This is a genomic window from Paenibacillus sp. FSL R7-277 (genome assembly GCF_000517965.1).
GTDB lineage: Bacteria > Bacillota > Bacilli > Paenibacillales > Paenibacillaceae > Paenibacillus_AQ > Paenibacillus_AQ silagei.
In genome coordinates, this window is sequence record NZ_ASPX01000116.1 from 1 (window position 1) to 16,104 (window position 16,104).

Here is a 16,104-nt window from a genome sequence, read left to right on the forward strand (position 1 = left end):
ACGGCGTTGGCGGGACTCCGGCGGGCGGCGTGAGACGGGCACAGCGTTGGCGGGACTCCGGCGGGCGGCGTGAGGTGGGTGCGGCGGGGGCGGGACTGGGGCGAGTTTTGTGTTTTAGGTAGCTTTAGGTGTATTTGGTACAACTAAAAGCGGCCAAAATGGCTCGTTAACAGGTTTAAGTGTATTCTCTGCAACTAAAAATCAGATTTTCATCTCCACAGTTACTCCGAGCCGATTTTAATTGTACAGAATACACCTATCTCAGCTATTCTGGTTTTGGGCGGTCTTTTAACTGTACCAAATACATCTATTTGTATTAGTGCTAACGACCGTTTCCCTCCTCACACAGAACATTTTCCACCCTTCCCTTCCCCCACTTGCATACTCGTCCCTTAGCCCTCCTCTCCGGACCCATTGTGTTCGGTTTTTCGCTATTCGGTTTCTCGCACACATTCGGCCGGTCGACTTTTGCGGCGTGGGCCAATAGACTACTTTCTTATTCCCCTGCCCAGCCTCACCACGGGGTGTCCACGTATGGTTGATGAAGATAGGAAAACTGCTGATTTTGAGTCTGAACCCTATAAAAAAAGAGCCTCTATAAAAGAGACTCTTCCCGCAAAACCGGCTGGCCCGCCGGGTCTGAAACTTCTATTTGCTGTGCACCTCAAAGATGGCGAACTTCAGATAATGCCCCTCGTCCACCCCGAGAATCTGCGGATGGTCCTTGCCTGCGGCCCGCCATTCGATCAGTCTCAGCACCTTGCCGGCATCCTTGGCCGCTTCCATGATCGTATCGAGGAACAGCTGCGGCTGCATGTGGTATGAACAGCTGGCCGTGACCAGATATCCCCCGTCATTCACCAGCTTCATACCCTGCAGATTGATGTCCTTGTACCCGCGTACGGCACCTGCCACTGCGCTTTTGGTCTTGGCAAAAGCGGGCGGGTCCAGAATCACGACATCCCATGTGCGTCCGCCCCCGGCGGTCATCGGCTTCGCGGTATCTGCCTTGGCAGCCGGTTTGCTTCCGCTTGTCCCTTCTGCCGCCGCGCCGCCCGTAGCACGCTCGGTGCGTTCCTCCTGACCCTTGACCTGATTGCGCAGGAAGGCAAATGCATCATCTACCACGAATTCCACCCGGTCGCTGAATCCGTTGATCTCCACATTGGCCTTCGCACTCTCGATGGCATGCGCAGACACATCCAGGCAGGTTACCTTCTTGGCACCGTACTTGCAGGCATGCAATGTGAAGCTCCCCGTATGCGCAAAGCATTCCAGCACAGTCGCACCATCCCAGTACGGGAAGGTGACAGGCTTGCCGCTTTTGTTGACCGGCAGCGTCTGAAGTGAACCATCCTCGGCTGCTACGTTCTGCAGTGTAATTCCGCTGCGCCCGCCCCAGCCCTTCATCAGCGGAGCAATCGATGCTCTATTCTCCCGCTGATCGAAGAAGTAACCGGTCTTCTGCCCCTCTTCAATATCAACGATGACCTTCAGCCCGTTCTCACTTACAGTAATGTGGCGCGGGCATTCGCCGTAGAGCACACCCGTGGTCTGTTCCAGTCCCTCCAGCTCCCGCACACTGACATCGCTGCGCTCATAGATGCCACGCGGCGCCATCACCTGCACCAGTGCCTCCACAATCTCGGAGCGGTGCTGATCCATAGCCAGTGTCAGCAGCTGCACCACAAGGACTTCACCGAAGCGGTCAATGATCAGCCCCGGCAGAAAATCCGCTTCCCCATAGACCAGACGGTAAGCGTCCGCCCCCGGCAGGAAGCGTTCCCTGTGCTGCAGACAGTCCGAGAACCGCTGTGCAAAAAACGCCGTGTCCATCGCCGCCAGCTTATGCTGCGACAGAATTCTCACCCGGATCTGTGAAGCCGGATTATAATACCCGGTAGCCAAGTACCGCCCCTGATGGGTCAGAACATCCACCAGTCCGCCTGGCTGCGGATCTCCGTCTACAGATGCTACTTCACTGGCGAAGACCCATGGATGGCCCTGCTCCAGTCTTTTTTTACGGTTGCGTTCCAGAATTACTGATGCCAATACCTTCAACTCCCTATTCTTGTTGCCAGATTAATATACATGTCCTATGCCTGGCGTTCATATATTGGTACAACCCCCGTTCAAAAAGGAGCCTGTCCTTATGATCCGTGAACTGTTATTCCCTGTCCTCTACGGTCTTGTCATATTCCTCGCCGGCATGAAGGTGATGGAAGCCTCGTTGTCGCGGCTGGCCGGTCCGTTGCTGAAGCGCAGCCTGCACAAGGCGACCTCCACACCAGCCAAAGGCCTGATCGTCAGCGCCCTGCTATCGGCGCTGCTGCAGAGCAGCACCGCTGTAACGGTGCTGACCATCGGCATGGTCAATGCCGGGCTGCTGACCTATGTCCGCACGCTTGGCATTATTCTCGGCAGCAACATCGGCACCTGCCTGACAACGGAGCTGATCAGCCTGCAGATCAGCATGCTGGCCGCGCCGCTGTTGATCGCGGCGCTCTGCCTGTGGGCCGCTGCCGTGATGGCCGGCGAGCTGGCCCCGCAGTCCTGGCGGCTGCTTGAAGCCTGCCGCCGGATCTCGGGACCGCTGCAGTTCATCTGCCTCGCGGTCACCGGCTTCGCGCTCGTCCTGTGGGGCATCGCGGTCATGCAGTCCATCGGCCCTGCTCTGGAAGGCAGCACCCTGTTCAGCTGGTTCCTCAGGCATGCCGCAACCAGCGCACTCTGGGGGCTGGCCGCCGGGGCTGTGCTGACGGCGATGGTGCACAGCAGCGCCGCAGTCATCGGCATGGCGATGGGCCTCGCCGCCAGCGGCGTGATGCCGCCTGGGCTTGGCATCGCCATCGTCCTCGGTGCGAACATCGGCACCTGCGTCACTGCCGTCATTGCCGCCATCGGCAGTACGCCCTCCGGCGTATTCGTCGCCTGGTCGCATGTGACGCTGAATGTCGGCGGCGCCTTGCTCTTCCTGCCCTTCACCCAGCCGCTGCAAGCCCTGTCCGCCTCGATCGGCGGCGGACCTGCCGCCCAGCTCGCCCATGCCCAGACTATTTTCAACGTCGTCTGTTCGCTTGGTGTACTGCCGTTATGCTATCTGCGCGTCTGGTCCAGGCTGGAGCAACGGCTGCAGTCCTGAGTCTTCCAAGAATCGTAATCGCAGTCCTCATTATACTTCAAATCCGCCCTGCAGTACTAATCCAAAGCTTTATTGCATAAGAAATTTATCCTTTATTGATTTTATGGGATTTATACGCATAATTGTAACTAAGGGAGATGATTTCAAGGTTGAGTAAACAAAATATCAGCACAACAGTTTCAGGAGATTTAATTGTTACCCATCTAATTGGCAAGATTAACACAGATGATGTGAATGAATGGTTCCATGGGTTCGAGCATGCTTGCCAACAATTCATTTCCGAGAATCGGAAATACAAATTGCTGGTGGACCGAAAAGGATACACGCCAGATCATTTTTCTGTTCAAAAAGCATGGAAAGATAAGTTCTTCAATGAAACCCTATTGAATCACAGCAAGGCAATTGCGTTTCTCCTTGAGGAAGGGGAGATCATGAATTATTTACAACAATCCAACACCAAAAAATCCGTGAATTTTTTTGATAATTATGAACAAGCATTGATTTGGTTGAATGAGTATTCAATATAAAGCCTTACAAATTTCCAGTTCATTGTGAGTCAGCGCTCTGTCATAGCAACAATTTTATAGAATTACAGAAAAGATCCTAAAAAAAGACCTAGGGCCACCGATATTGGCTCCGGGTCTATATTTACATCAGCTTCTTAATCTTATCCAGCGGCATTTCAACAGCCTTAGAGACCGCTTCGGGAGAAAATCCATTAAGCAGCAATTTACGGATGAGCTCCGCCTGACCTTCTTCTTTTCCTTCCGCTTTTCCTTCAGCTTTGCCTTCCTCAATACCTTCCGCTTTGCCCTCTTCGTATCCCAACGCTTCCAGGCTGGCATCAATTCCATAATGACTTCTCCCTCCTCGCTCCTTATTAATCTTGAGCATTCCGATTCCTCACCATAAACAAAAAAAACTGCACACCGTCCATATAGACGAATGTGCAGGTCTTGTTGCCGCTCAAACCGCAAGCAGTATTACACTATTTCACGCTAACAGATACCGAGACTGTCTTAGTCCCCAGTTTTCCTTTAATAGATGCGGTTCCCTTGCTCACTGCTGTAATCATCCCGGTGGCATTCACCTTGGCGACAGCAGGCTTGGAGCTGGTCCAGACCATGCTTCCTGTGACAACTGCAGTGCGGCCGGTATCATACAGCGCGGTTACCACTACGTTTTTGCCTGCGCCTGGTGCAAGACTTAGCCGGTTCTCACTGACCGTAAGCTTCATCAGTTTGGGAACAACCGTAATCTTAATCGTCGCCTGAATGCCCTGATAGGAACCGGTTAAGGTAGTTGTACCCTCTGCCAGCGCTTTGACGGAAGTACCCTTAATGGAGGCCACGGCAGGGTTCGAGGATTCCCAGTTCATTGCCCCCGAGAAGTTGGCAGATTTGCCGTTAGAGAAATACCCTGTGGCCTTAATGCTCTTGGAGGCCTTGATATTCATCTCCAGCGTTGCCGGGTCCACCACCAGCTTCACGACCTTCTGTTCAATCGTTACCGGAACACTGATGGTCTTGTTGGAGTAGGTTCCCTTTAGAGTTGCCGTACCTTTGACCAGTCCCTTGATGGTCTTGGCGGCAGTTGTCTGCTTAAGGACGGCATTGCTGCCGCTCAGCTCCCATTTGATGGTTCCCGATACATCCAGCTCGTCGCCATTCTCCAGCACAGCCTGGACAGCGGGCAGTGGCAGCTCTTCACCAATCACTACTCCCAGAGCAGCATCGGGTCCGATCAGGACAAGCACTTTATTCTGAACCGTTACATTAAACTGAACGCTCTTGGAGCGGATCGTTGCAGCCGAAGCGGAGGTCACTTCGCCAGTCTTGAGCTTCCCGGTCAGGATGGCCGTACCTGCCTTGCCGCCGACAAACTTCCCGTCCTTGATGGAGACAATCTCTTCATTCGCAGAGGTCCACTCCATCTCATCGCTGATATCCAGCTTGGTGCCGTCATACTTGGTTCCGGTCACCTTCGGCAGGCTTACTGCATCCGCCGTGTAGATTTCCTGCTCCGTCTTCTCCAGGCCCAGCTCCGTCAGGGTTGGATAGACGGTGATCTTGAAGCTTTTGCTGATGCCCAGATAGCTGGCCTTAATGATTGAAGTTCCTACCGCTTTACCCGTAACAGTGGCATAAGCGTTGCTTGCATCCGCCGAATTGGCGGTTACTGTAGCATTCATCAGGTTATCCGAGGTCCAAACGGCGGACGCTGTTTCGTTCGAGGTTGAATTGACGGCATTCCGCATTGCTGCGGTTACGTTCAGACTCTCCCCCAGGAAAAGCGACTGGTCGCCGGAAGGCGTCAGCAGCAGCGCTTCATAAGGCGCACGCACATAGACATCCACCGACTGGGTGACACCCAGATAGCTTGCGGTGATGACCGTTTTACCCACGCCCAGGATGGTAATCTCACCGTCTTTAACAGTAGCTACGCTCTCGCTGGAGCTGCTCCATTCCACCTCATTGCCCAGGGTAATCTCCGGACTTGCCGAAGTGGCTTTGGTCTTGGCGGTCAGCTTGGCCGGATGGTCCCCGACCAGCATTTCCATTTCCTTGACGATGGTGTCATTCTTGTCTTTCAGCACGATAGCGGCATAAGGAAGCTCTACCACCGCTTTGATCGTTTCGGTTAATCCTTTGTACTTGGCGGTAATGGTAGCCTTACCTTCACCGACCAGCGTAATCTTGCCTGCAGCAATGGTCAGCACGCCTGTATTCGAGCTGCTCCATTCCGTGTCCTTCGTGACATCCTTCTCCGCAGTGGCCGATGTTCCGCCGATGGCGGTGGCCGTAACAGACAGCAATTCCTCTTTGTCACCTAATTTATAGCTGCCCTCTGTGCTGCGGGTCAATTTCAGTTCCTTAAAGGCATGGGTGACCGACACCTCTACAGAGGCTATCGCATTATTGAGAGTTGCTGTAATTACCGCCGTTCCGGAATTCACCGGTGTAAGCTGGCCATTTAATACTGTAACTACTTCTTTCTTGGAAGAGGTCCATGTTGCGGCTGCCGTCACATCCCGTTTGGAAGCGGAGCCCTCTACATTGGCATATAGCTTAAGCTGCTTCGGTGACTGGCCAACGGTAAGCTCTACCTTGGCTGAGCTGTCGAATTCAATAGAGATAGTGTCTCCAGCAGCGGCAAAGACGTTTACCGGAAAAGCGGCCACAACGAGCAATATCATAATGAGGAGCGTTTTTGTCATTTTCCTGTACACGGTCATCTGTTCTCTCCTTAGACGGTCTGATTATCGGTGGACTTTTTGCCACTCTCTTCCACTATATCGACAAATCCGGCCCAAGTCTTTACCCCATTTTCCATATTTCACGATTCCCGGGCAAATTCAGGTCTTTGTAACTATATAAATTGTATTTAAAAAGCACTTAAGATTAGCAATTGAAGCATGGTCGTCGTTGCGGTGAACATTTGGCCCTCCGGCCGCTGTTGTATTTGGATTTCTTGATTAAAACCGCTTCTCGCGGTAGAAATCCAAATACAAAGGCGGTCGCTATCGCTCCTACAGTTCCAAATTTCCCCTCCACTTCTTTTGCTCTTTTGATTATTTATATATTTTTTAAGTCCAATTTAAATAGCTAATTACGGGATAACGAAAAAATGGATGTCTTCCTGCCGTCAAAGGCATAGAAGACATCCTGTAGCAGTCTGTCCGGTCAGGGGGTTGCCACTGCCCGGCTAACACTGACAAGCTCGCCCCGGCATTCATTCACGCCGGCTTCGGTTACCTTCACCTGGCACAGCTCGCCCTGCAGCGAATCGTCGCCGTCAAACAGAACCTGCAGATAGTTATCGCTGAAGCCGTGCTGTACGCTGCGTCCCGCCGAGCCTTTGGCAGCCCGTTCTGGAATGACGGACAGCGTCTTGCCGACGAACCGCCGGGCATAAGCTAGCTGCATCTCTTCAGAGAGGTCAATCAGCTCCTGCACACGCGCATTCTTGATCTCCTCATCGACCTGATTCAGCATCCGCGCAGCCGGGGTTCCGGTCCGTTTGGAATACGGGAAGACATGCATCTCCGAATAGTTGACCGCCTTCATGAAGTCGTAGCCTGCCCGGAACATCTCATCCGTCTCGCCCGGGAAGCCGACGATCACATCCGTTGTGATCCCCACATCCGGCATAGCCTCTCGGATCAGCTGCATTTTGGCAAAATACTCTTCCGTGGTATACTTCCGGCGCATCGCCTTCAGCACCTCGTTATGGCCCGCCTGGAGCGGAATATGCAGATGGCGGCACATCTTGGTGCTGCGGTTCAGCACCTCCAGCAGCTTCTCATCAATCTGGCTCGCTTCAATGGAGCTGATGCGGACACGCTCCAGCCCGTCCACCTTATCCAGCTCCCAGAGCAGGTCAGCGAGGCGGTAGTTGTCCAGATCATCCCCGTACCCGCCAGTATGGATGCCGGTCAGCACGAATTCCTTGTATCCGGCCTCCACCAGCTGATGCGCCTGGGCGACAATCGATTTCGGATCACGGCTGCGCGACAGACCGCGCGACCAGGGAATAATGCAGAAGGTACAGAAGTTGTTGCAGCCGTCCTGTATCTTCATGAACGCCCGCGTCCGGTCAGCGAACCCGGGCACATCCATCTCCTCGAACTCACGCGTCTTCATAATGTTGCGGACCGCATTCACGGGCTGGCGTGACTCCTGAATATTCTTTACATGCGTCATAATCTGTTCACGGTCCTGGTTGCCGATCACCAGATCGACTCCGGGAATATCGAGAATCTCTCCAGGTGAGGTCTGCGCGTAGCAGCCGGTAACCGCTACGATGGCGTCTGGATTGCGGCGCACTGCGCGGCGGATCATCTGCCGGCTTTTTTTGTCGCCCGTATTGGTCACTGTACAGGTGTTAATCAGATAGACATCGGCGGACCCCTCGAAATCTACCTGCTCGTATCCATCATTCTTAAAGAGCTGCCAGATGGCCTCGGTATCATAGAAATTGACTTTGCAGCCCAATGTATAAAAAGCTACAGATGGCATGGTTTAAGCTCCTCCCATTTCTCCGGATTCATATAAAATGCAGGCGGCGGCAACCATACCTGCGGTTTCACAGCGCAGAATACGCGGCCCCAGCCCGACAGAGACGGCTCCGGCCTCCTCAGCCAGTCGGCATTCCTCCGTACTGAAGCCGCCCTCCGGCCCTACAACAATCATCACTTTAGCCGCAGCTTCCTGCGGAAGCGATGCCAGCCATGGCGCGGCTGCGCTGCGGAGCTGGAGGCCCTCTTCCTTCTCATAGCAGAAATAGACGGCGTCATAGCTGCTGAAGCTCTGAAGCAGCTGCTTCCAGCTGAGCGGTGAATGCACCTGCGGAACAATATTCCGGTGCGCCTGTTCGGCAGCCTCCTTGCAGATTTTGCGCCAGCGCTCTAGCCGCTTGCTCTCCTTGCGCTCATCGTACTGCACGATGGTCCGCTCTGAGAGGAACGGCGTGAAGGCTACAGCCCCGATCTCCGTGCATTTCTGAATGACTGTCTCCAGCTTGTCCCCTTTGGGCAGGCTCTGGGCGACAGTAATCTGAATGCGCGCTTCATGAGTCATGGCCAGAGGCTCCAGTATGTTCACGGTGACGAGGCCGATCTCTATGTCAGCAATCTCGGCCAGCGCCTCGCGGGCCACGCCGTCGCTGACGATCAGCTTGTCTCCGGCCTTGCCACGCATGACCTTGGCGATATGGCGGGCGTCTTCACCGTCAATGCTAACCTTGTCTTGTCCGAACTGTGCCGGAGTTACGAAATAACGCTGCATCTCTCAACCTCATTCTGTCCGTTATTCAGCGTAAAAGCGGCGTAGTCCCCGCCAAATCAGGTCCCGGCCGCCGCTTCACACGTATCATTCATCTACTTAATAATCACATTATATTCTACAACGTTTGCCATGCACTGAACAGTCCCTGTCCGTAATGCCGTACTCAGACCCCGAACATCTTTAGGAACAGCTGGAAGAAATCATTACCCGTACGTGTCGCCCAGTAGCTAAGCGGTTCTATCGTATAGGCGCGCAGACCCGGAATGAAGATGATCAGCAGGAAAAGGAAAACCGTATACTGCTCATACTGCTGAAGTCTTCCACGGATCGGACGCGGTGCGATATCCTCTACAATCCGGTAACCGTCCAGCGGCGGCAGCGGAATCAGGTTAAATACGAAGAGGAAAAAGTTGAAGTGAATGAACATCCCGAAGAACCAGATCAGCGCCCGGAGCACCTGCTCGTTCTTAATCGAATCCATCGTGCCCGTTCCCACAAGAATCGCATAGATCAGCGCGCCCAGAATACCGAGCAGCAGATTGCTGATTGGCCCGGCGGCTGAGACAATGACACCCATCAGACGGGGACGGCGGAAGTTATCCCGGTTCACGGGAACCGGACGCGCCCAGCCGAAGCCGGCAATCAGCAGCAGAATGATGCCGAAGAGGTCAAAGTGCACCGCCGGATTCAAGGTCATACGGCCCAGCAGGCGTGCAGTAGGGTCCCCGAATTTATTGGCAAAATAGGCGTGGGCGAATTCATGCACCGTAAACGCAATAACAATCGTAATCAGAAAAAACGGAAGCTGCTGTAAAGGATATACTAAAAATTGATCCAGGGAACCCATGTCTACCTCTTTCCGGCTGTGAACGCCACCCAATCTTCTTCGCGGGTTACTTCTAAAATCTCGAAACCGGAGGACTTCAGCGCTTCCGCGACCAGCCCCTCCTTATCCTTATAAATCCCCGAGGTAATATAGATCCCCTCCGGCTGAAGTGCACGGTAGACATCGTCCGTGAACAGCACAATAATCTCGGCCAGAATATTCGCCACGACCACACGGACCGGCAGAGTCACTCCCAGCCCGTCTGCCGCCGCGGCAACAACAGGAACGGCCTCTTGGTAAGCCGTATTGCTTGGCCGGGCTGAAGGCCACATCTCTCCGGCTGCGGTATCCGCCGCCCCCTCACCGCCCAGCAGCGAGAGCAGATCGCTCTCCTTCACGGTGATTGCTGACTCCAGCCGGTTCAGCGCCACATTCTCACGGGCACTCTCCACGGCGACCGGGTCCAGATCCAGCGCCAGGACAGAGGCGGCACCGAGCAGCATCGCTCCGACAGCAAGGATGCCGGAGCCCGTACCTACATCGATGACCTCGTCACCGCTGACAATATGCTTCTCAAGAGCGCGAAGGCACAGCGCCGTTGTCGGATGCGTCCCGGTTCCGAAGGCCATACCGGGGTCAATCTCAATGATTTTCTCATCGGCAGAGGCCGGGGTATATTCTTCCCATGTCGGCTTAATGGTCAGCCGCTCCGAGACGCGCAGCGGCTTGAAATACTGCTTCCAGGCATGAGCCCAATCCTCCTCATCCACCGTTTTCCAGGAGATCTGTGCCAGCCCGGGGTCGATGCCGAACTCTCTCAGCTCTTCCACCCTTGGCGTCACCTCGGACACAACCGCGTCCATGTCCACCGATTCCGCATAATATCCTTTAATGACCGCTTCCCCTTCGGGGATGTCATTGAGCGGTTCATCGTATAATTCACCGTAACGTGTATCCCGGTTTTTATTCAGCGTCCCGGATTCTTCAATAGAGACTCCGCCCGCTCCGGCCTCAACCAGCAGATTGGATATCATCTCCTGTGCTTCCTCGGTTGTATGTACCGTCAATTCTTGCCATAGCATGGTAATAAATCCTCCTAAAAGTTTTGCAGCATAGTTTCTAAGTTAGTATAGCATTTCTTACCCGTTCAGCGCCAAACTGCGTTCAACTCTCTACGGCAGACGGGGTGCTGCGGCAATAACAATCCAGCGCATGGTCATCTACCATCCCGGAAGCCTGCATAAATGCATAGCAGATCGTCGAGCCGACGAACTTCATGCCTTTGCGCTTGAGCGCCTTGCTCATCAGATCGGACTGTGGGGTCGTCGCGGGAACCTCGGCTCTGTTCTTCCAGTGATTCACCACCGGCGTCCCGCCGACAAAGCTCCACAGATAACCGGCAAAGCCGCCCTCTTCCTCCCGGCAGATCTGCCGGTACACCTGTGCATTGGTAATCACTCCCTTAATCTTCAGACGGTTGCGCACAATCCCCACATTTTGCATCAGCTCTTCGACCTTGTCCTCCCCATACAGCACGATTTTCTCCGGATCAAAGCCGTCAAAAGCCTCGCGGAAGCCCTCCCGCTTCTTCAGCACCGTATACCAGCTTAGCCCGGCCTGCATGCCCTCCAACATCAGCAGCTCGAACAGCTTCAGGTCATCAACCAGCGGCTTGCCCCATTCTTCATCATGATAAGCTATATATACCGGGTCCGAGTTTACCCAGTCGCAGCGCTTAATTTCCATAGTTATTCTCTCCTTTGTCTTATAATTCTGGCAGCTATTCATAGCCATATCTTCTAACTGTATACGAAAAAAAGAGAAGAACACAAGGTTCTTCCCGTTAAAATAATGAAATAATGTTATTATTGTCCTTGCAGCTGTACCCGTGTCTCTTTGTCCGGTTCATTGGTAGAGTAGAAGAACATGTATATTGAAGCTTCTGTTCCCTTGAAGTTCTCATAAACATCAATGCTCCGGTTATTTCCGTCTCCGCGGAATTTCGTTGAAACGATCTTACTTACGATCCGGTCCTTACCGGTACCGATATGAGTCTGGTTCACGCCGCCAAACTTCGGATCATCGCTCCTCGTCTCCACATAGAGATCCTCACCCTGCATATAGTAGGTCCACTGTACCGGATAACCGCCGGTCTCCCGGATCACCGTCTGCTTCTCGCTGGAGATGTTGGTTAATTGAAGCGGCTTCTTATCATCCCCATGCCGGATAACCTTATAATTACCTACAAGCGTCATTGGCGTGTCTTTGGTAATCTCCAGGTCCGACGGCCGCTCGAAGCGCACTGCAATCAGCTCTTTGTCCTCAGACATGGAATACCATAATCCGCCTTCCAGCGTCCGGCCGCCCACCTCGAGAGAATAATTGACATACGGCAATTCAGAGAACGGCTTAGCTTTGCTGCGAACCGATACACGGACCTGCGTAGGTGTCACAACCATCTGCTCAATACGATTATCTGTATTTCCTGCTTCCAGGGGCAGATCCAGCGCAGTTTTGATTGTCGCGCCCGCCATCTTCTTCTTGCTCAGTTCAAAATCAAACGCCCAAGGACCGTCGATGTTCCTTTCAAGCTTCGTGTAATCCAGCTTATAGACGGTTTGATCCTTCGGCACATCGGCAGGTTTGTAATACTGAACCGAGGTGTATTCTCCGTTATCTCCCGGCTTACCCATTGCTCCTGCCCGGGAGTTCTTTACAAGCTGCCCTCCCCGATAAGCAGTGATTTGCGGAAAGGCCCAGTTCTTGGCTTCCGGATCATCGAAGATGGCGGCAGTGGAGAGCATCAGATGGTCAGTACCTTCCTTAAAGGGCTGTACGCTGAAGGATTCCAGTCCATCCCGGTTCACAGGAAAGCTCTGCCGCTCCGGCGAGTCCGTATCCAGCTTCAAGTCTACCTCCTGCTGCGAGTACAATTGAATCCGCTCAGCCGTCAGACTTACCTTGGCCGTCTCTTGATCCGGCGTCCAGTCCGTCTCGAAATAACCGTTGTACCGCTTGTTCTTCTCGTCCCACTGCTGATTGTTGAATTCCTGGTTGCCGCTGCGTCCCGGGCCATCCTTGAGAGTCATTCCATTGATGTTCCACAGCTTGCCGTCGCCCCCGTCCGGACCCACATCCAGACTATACAGAATCACTGTCCGGTTCTCATCGGTGAGCGCTGTATGCAGCGTCAACGTTACTCCATCCTTGGTGATCGTCTGGCCCAGCGGCTGGCCCAGGTTCTGTGACAGCGCCGCCTCCACCCCGCTCCGGTGGTCCAGCAGGCTGCCCCAATCATATTGCACGGCGGCATACACAGGAACGGCCATTAGCACTACACTGAATGAGGCTGCTACAGTGACCTTGCGCCAGTTGCGGTGGCGGACGCGGCTCCCTGCTCCGGCATGGCTGCTTCCCTTGGAAGAAACATATCCGGCCTGCTCAATCCGGCCCCACATTTGCTCGAAATCAGGGTAATTCAGCTCCTGATCCTCATTTAAGCGACGCTTTAACTGTGCTTCGGTTCTGTCCATATTCATCGTCCTCCTTCGTTATGGGCTGAACGCCCGCTTCTTCCAGAATCCTCTTCATCATCCGTAGCCCCTTATGCTGTCTGGACTTCACAGTTCCCAGCGGGATATCCAGCATCTTGCGGATTTCCTCCAGACTGAAATCATGCATATACCGCAGCGTCAGCACCGCCCTGATCTTCGCCGGGAGCCGGGACATGTATCCCGCCCATTCCAGCTTCGTTTCCTTCTGCTCCACCAGCTTGTCTACCAGCGGCTGCGGATTCTCCCTGAACATATGGAGATGGGCCGCCAGCTTCTGCTGCAGGCTGTTCCTGCGCTTCAGGTGGTTCAGGCAGGTGTTGACGGTGATTTTCATAATCCAGGCCTTCAGATATTCAATGCCCTGCCACTCGCTGCGGAAGAGAGTGATGAATACCTCCTGACACAGATCCTCAGCATCGGCAGCATCGTGCACCATATAATAGCAGGTACGATATACCTCCTTGCTGTAGGTTTGGAATAATTCCCTGTTGCCCACTTGAGCATGCCCTCCTTTCTTGTTTGAATTACCTTTATAACAACCCCGGGCTTCAAAAGGTTCATTTTCAGCAGCATATCCAGCTATATGTACTAAAAAAGCAGCATGTCCACCTGAAAAGCACAGGCTGCATACTGCTTACAATAGATTGTCCGGGAATAACTGCTCTATTTCAGAGCAAGCACAGCTTAGATAATATTCATGACCTCGCGCGCCTGGTTATCCAGTTCCTGTGCAGAGGTAGCGATCAGCGTGAATTCATCCAGCGCCACTTGAATCTGCCGCTGGCTGAGCTGCACATTATCCTGCACCTGGTTCAATCCCGTTGATATTCTGCCGACCTCTTCCGTAATGGCCTGGACACTGTCCCGGACTTCGGTAATCTGATCCTGCACCATCGCAGACAGCTTTCTTACCTCCTTGGCCACCACATCGAATCCCCGGCCGAATTCTCCGGCATGTGCAGCCTCAATCGCTGCATTCAGGGCAAGCAGATGAGTCTGGGAAGCAATATCACGGATGGTCTGCACTACGCCGCGGATCGCCGCAGCCTGCTTTTGCAGACTTAGCAGTGTTTCGGTATTCTCGGTCGACACCTCGGCAATCCTGTCAATACTCAGCAGCAGCTCCTGACTCCGCTCAATTCCTTTGTCCGCACGCTGATTAAGGCTATCCGCCATGCCCTGCATTAGCTCCACGACATGGCTCATGTTGTTTTGTCTCTCCGTAATGTTAGTGGCCACCTTGGATACGCCGATGACATGGGTATTTGTCTCATCAAACACCGGCATATATGTAGCTTCCAGCCAGACCGAATTCCCCTCTGCGTCCATCCGTTCAATTTTGTCCTGGAAGCTCCGGCCAGCCATTAAATTCTGCCAGAACAACTCATAATCCGGACTGTTCACGAATGAGGGGAAGCACAGCTGGCTGTGCTGCATGCCGTACATGTCCTCCGCTTTGTATTTCACTGACTGGGCAAAGATCTCATTGACATAGGCGACACGCCGATCCAGATCAAAGCGGATCATGGCAAGGTTTTTTTCCAAGGCTTTGACAACCAGTTCGTCTGTAACTGCTTGGTCTGCTAGATTTTCCATGTTGACTGCTCCCTATACATCTCAATTTTTAACTGATATGCGGACGACTCTCGCTTATTTCACTTTACTCTTATTAACGGCTGTTTCGGCTTTTAAAATGATAAGATTTTTTAATTCCCTATCTTAATTCCCCACACGCTGTCCTTCCGGTAGGCAGCCGCTTCCTGCAGCTCTGGAAGTCTCGTATCCTGCGGATAATGCCGCTCCAGATACTGGACGAAGGCCTGGCGCAGTCCGATCTCCTTATCCAGCTTGTTGAATTCATTGGGGTGCTTTTCCATTTCGGAGATGGAAGCTTCCCAGCCTCCCAGATCTGACGTCTCCGACTGTTCTGCTCGAACCTTTTCAGCAAGCATTCTTAGCTCCCGGTAAGCTCGTTTCACTTTCGAGGAATAGACCTGCTTCTGGTTCATGAAGGTCAACAGTGCCACTAGCAGCGCCAGCCCTACCCACATTATCACTGTATTCACTTATGTATCCTCCCGGCCTCGCATATCACTCCATTATACACGCCAAAACACAAAAATACCCCACTTACGCAGGGTATCCGTAGCAACAATTCGTCTGCTCATCTCTTCTTGACTTCACCGAATTATTCTTTCTTCATAATCTCTCCCAGCTGCCGCTTATCAGCCTCACGGGAACGGTCCATGGCCTCTATATCATCCTGATCTGCTTCAGCTGCTGAGAATTCAACATCCTCGGCCTTCGCCTCATAGAGCATTTTCATTTTTTCGGTTTTGGAAAAGATCTTCGAGTTCTCTCTGTCCATAGCTTGCCATCAGCCTCCAATGTATTTATCTGATACTCTAAACTTCAGATCAATCCGCCGGCTTCCTCAATCAGCGACATCGCCTGACCATGGACAGCCGCATCAACAATAACCGTCAGCAGAATATTTCTGCCTGTCGGCCCGCCATCCCCGCCATGGCTCATTCCGCTCCCGCTCGTATGCGCCGCAGCTAATATGCCCGTATGGTCACTGACGGCCGTCATCGAATCCATGCTCGCCAAATTGCCGGTAACCGGATTTACTCCCGGCTCCTGCCCGCTTCCCCCAAACCTGCTGAACCGGTCAATGGAAATCTCCTCTGCACGCAGTGCCTGCAGCTTACGGGAGACCCCTTCCGCTTCCTCCGGGGTTTTGAAGTAGGCCAGTATACTTTTTTCAGACATGGGAATTCCCCGCTTTCTGCCTGG

Annotated in this window: 16 protein-coding genes; 2 read left to right on the forward strand and 14 right to left on the reverse strand. The window is 53.3% G+C overall.

Translation table 11 applies throughout. The features are described 5' to 3' along the window. Positions 1-648 precede the first annotated feature (648 nt). Positions 649-2,052 (reverse strand): class I SAM-dependent rRNA methyltransferase, encoded by a 1,404-nt coding sequence (locus C173_RS29680; RefSeq protein WP_036732195.1) that lies wholly within the window; start codon positions 2,050-2,052, stop codon positions 649-651. Positions 2,053-2,152: 100 nt separating this feature from the next. On the opposite strand from C173_RS29680, the gene C173_RS29685 reads away from it, so the two are divergent. After that, positions 2,153-3,142, forward strand: coding sequence for a Na/Pi cotransporter family protein (locus C173_RS29685; protein ID WP_036732197.1), 990 nt, complete (start codon positions 2,153-2,155; stop codon positions 3,140-3,142). A gap of 149 nt (positions 3,143-3,291) precedes the next feature. Then, on the forward strand, positions 3,292-3,669 hold the full coding sequence (locus C173_RS29690; protein ID WP_036732199.1) for an STAS/SEC14 domain-containing protein: 378 nt from the start codon (positions 3,292-3,294) through the stop codon (positions 3,667-3,669). A gap of 121 nt (positions 3,670-3,790) precedes the next feature. On the opposite strand, the gene C173_RS29695 is transcribed toward C173_RS29690, so the two are convergent. From C173_RS29695 to C173_RS29755, 13 genes are all read right to left on the reverse strand, one after another. Continuing rightward, positions 3,791-4,036, reverse strand: a complete 246-nt coding sequence (locus C173_RS29695) for a hypothetical protein (RefSeq protein ID WP_036732200.1) — start codon at positions 4,034-4,036, stop codon at positions 3,791-3,793. 94 nt (positions 4,037-4,130) lie between these two features. Continuing rightward, positions 4,131-6,359 carry an Ig-like domain-containing protein gene (locus C173_RS29700; protein ID WP_235192073.1) on the reverse strand — a complete coding sequence of 743 codons (2,229 nt, stop codon included), beginning with the start codon at positions 6,357-6,359 and terminating at the stop codon, positions 4,131-4,133. A 466-nt stretch (positions 6,360-6,825) separates the two neighbouring features. Next, positions 6,826-8,160, reverse strand: a complete 1,335-nt coding sequence (mtaB, locus tag C173_RS29705) for a tRNA (N(6)-L-threonylcarbamoyladenosine(37)-C(2))-methylthiotransferase MtaB (RefSeq protein ID WP_036732203.1) — start codon at positions 8,158-8,160, stop codon at positions 6,826-6,828. Between the two features lie 3 nt (positions 8,161-8,163). Then, positions 8,164-8,928 carry an RsmE family RNA methyltransferase gene (locus C173_RS29710; protein WP_036732204.1) on the reverse strand — a complete coding sequence of 255 codons (765 nt, stop codon included), beginning with the start codon at positions 8,926-8,928 and terminating at the stop codon, positions 8,164-8,166. A 163-nt stretch (positions 8,929-9,091) separates the two neighbouring features. After that, on the reverse strand, positions 9,092-9,775 hold the full coding sequence (locus tag C173_RS29715) for a site-2 protease family protein (RefSeq protein WP_036732205.1): 684 nt from the start codon (positions 9,773-9,775) through the stop codon (positions 9,092-9,094). Between the two features lie 2 nt (positions 9,776-9,777). Next, on the reverse strand, positions 9,778-10,836 hold the full coding sequence (gene prmA / locus C173_RS29720) for a 50S ribosomal protein L11 methyltransferase (protein WP_036732207.1): 1,059 nt from the start codon (positions 10,834-10,836) through the stop codon (positions 9,778-9,780). Positions 10,837-10,918: 82 nt separating this feature from the next. Further along, the gene (locus tag C173_RS29725) at positions 10,919-11,500 is read right to left on the reverse strand and encodes a DNA-3-methyladenine glycosylase I (protein WP_036732209.1); all 582 of its coding nucleotides are present in this window, start codon (positions 11,498-11,500) and stop codon (positions 10,919-10,921) included. A 119-nt stretch (positions 11,501-11,619) separates the two neighbouring features. Beyond that, positions 11,620-13,287 carry a DUF4179 domain-containing protein gene (locus tag C173_RS29730; protein ID WP_036732211.1) on the reverse strand — a complete coding sequence of 556 codons (1,668 nt, stop codon included), beginning with the start codon at positions 13,285-13,287 and terminating at the stop codon, positions 11,620-11,622. Beyond that, positions 13,247-13,804, reverse strand: coding sequence for an RNA polymerase sigma factor (locus C173_RS29735; RefSeq protein ID WP_036732213.1), 558 nt, complete (start codon positions 13,802-13,804; stop codon positions 13,247-13,249). The genes C173_RS29730 and C173_RS29735 overlap by 41 nt, the downstream gene beginning before the upstream one ends. 188 nt (positions 13,805-13,992) lie before the next feature. After that, the gene (locus C173_RS29740; RefSeq protein WP_036732215.1) at positions 13,993-14,904 is read right to left on the reverse strand and encodes a methyl-accepting chemotaxis protein; all 912 of its coding nucleotides are present in this window, start codon (positions 14,902-14,904) and stop codon (positions 13,993-13,995) included. Positions 14,905-15,014: 110 nt separating this feature from the next. Then, on the reverse strand, positions 15,015-15,374 hold the full coding sequence (locus C173_RS29745; protein WP_036732217.1) for a hypothetical protein: 360 nt from the start codon (positions 15,372-15,374) through the stop codon (positions 15,015-15,017). 122 nt (positions 15,375-15,496) lie between these two features. Next, the gene (locus tag C173_RS29750; protein WP_036732220.1) at positions 15,497-15,676 is read right to left on the reverse strand and encodes a YfhD family protein; all 180 of its coding nucleotides are present in this window, start codon (positions 15,674-15,676) and stop codon (positions 15,497-15,499) included. A gap of 44 nt (positions 15,677-15,720) precedes the next feature. Beyond that, positions 15,721-16,080 carry a hypothetical protein gene (locus C173_RS29755; RefSeq protein ID WP_036732222.1) on the reverse strand — a complete coding sequence of 120 codons (360 nt, stop codon included), beginning with the start codon at positions 16,078-16,080 and terminating at the stop codon, positions 15,721-15,723. Between the last annotated feature and the right edge of the window lie 24 nt (positions 16,081-16,104).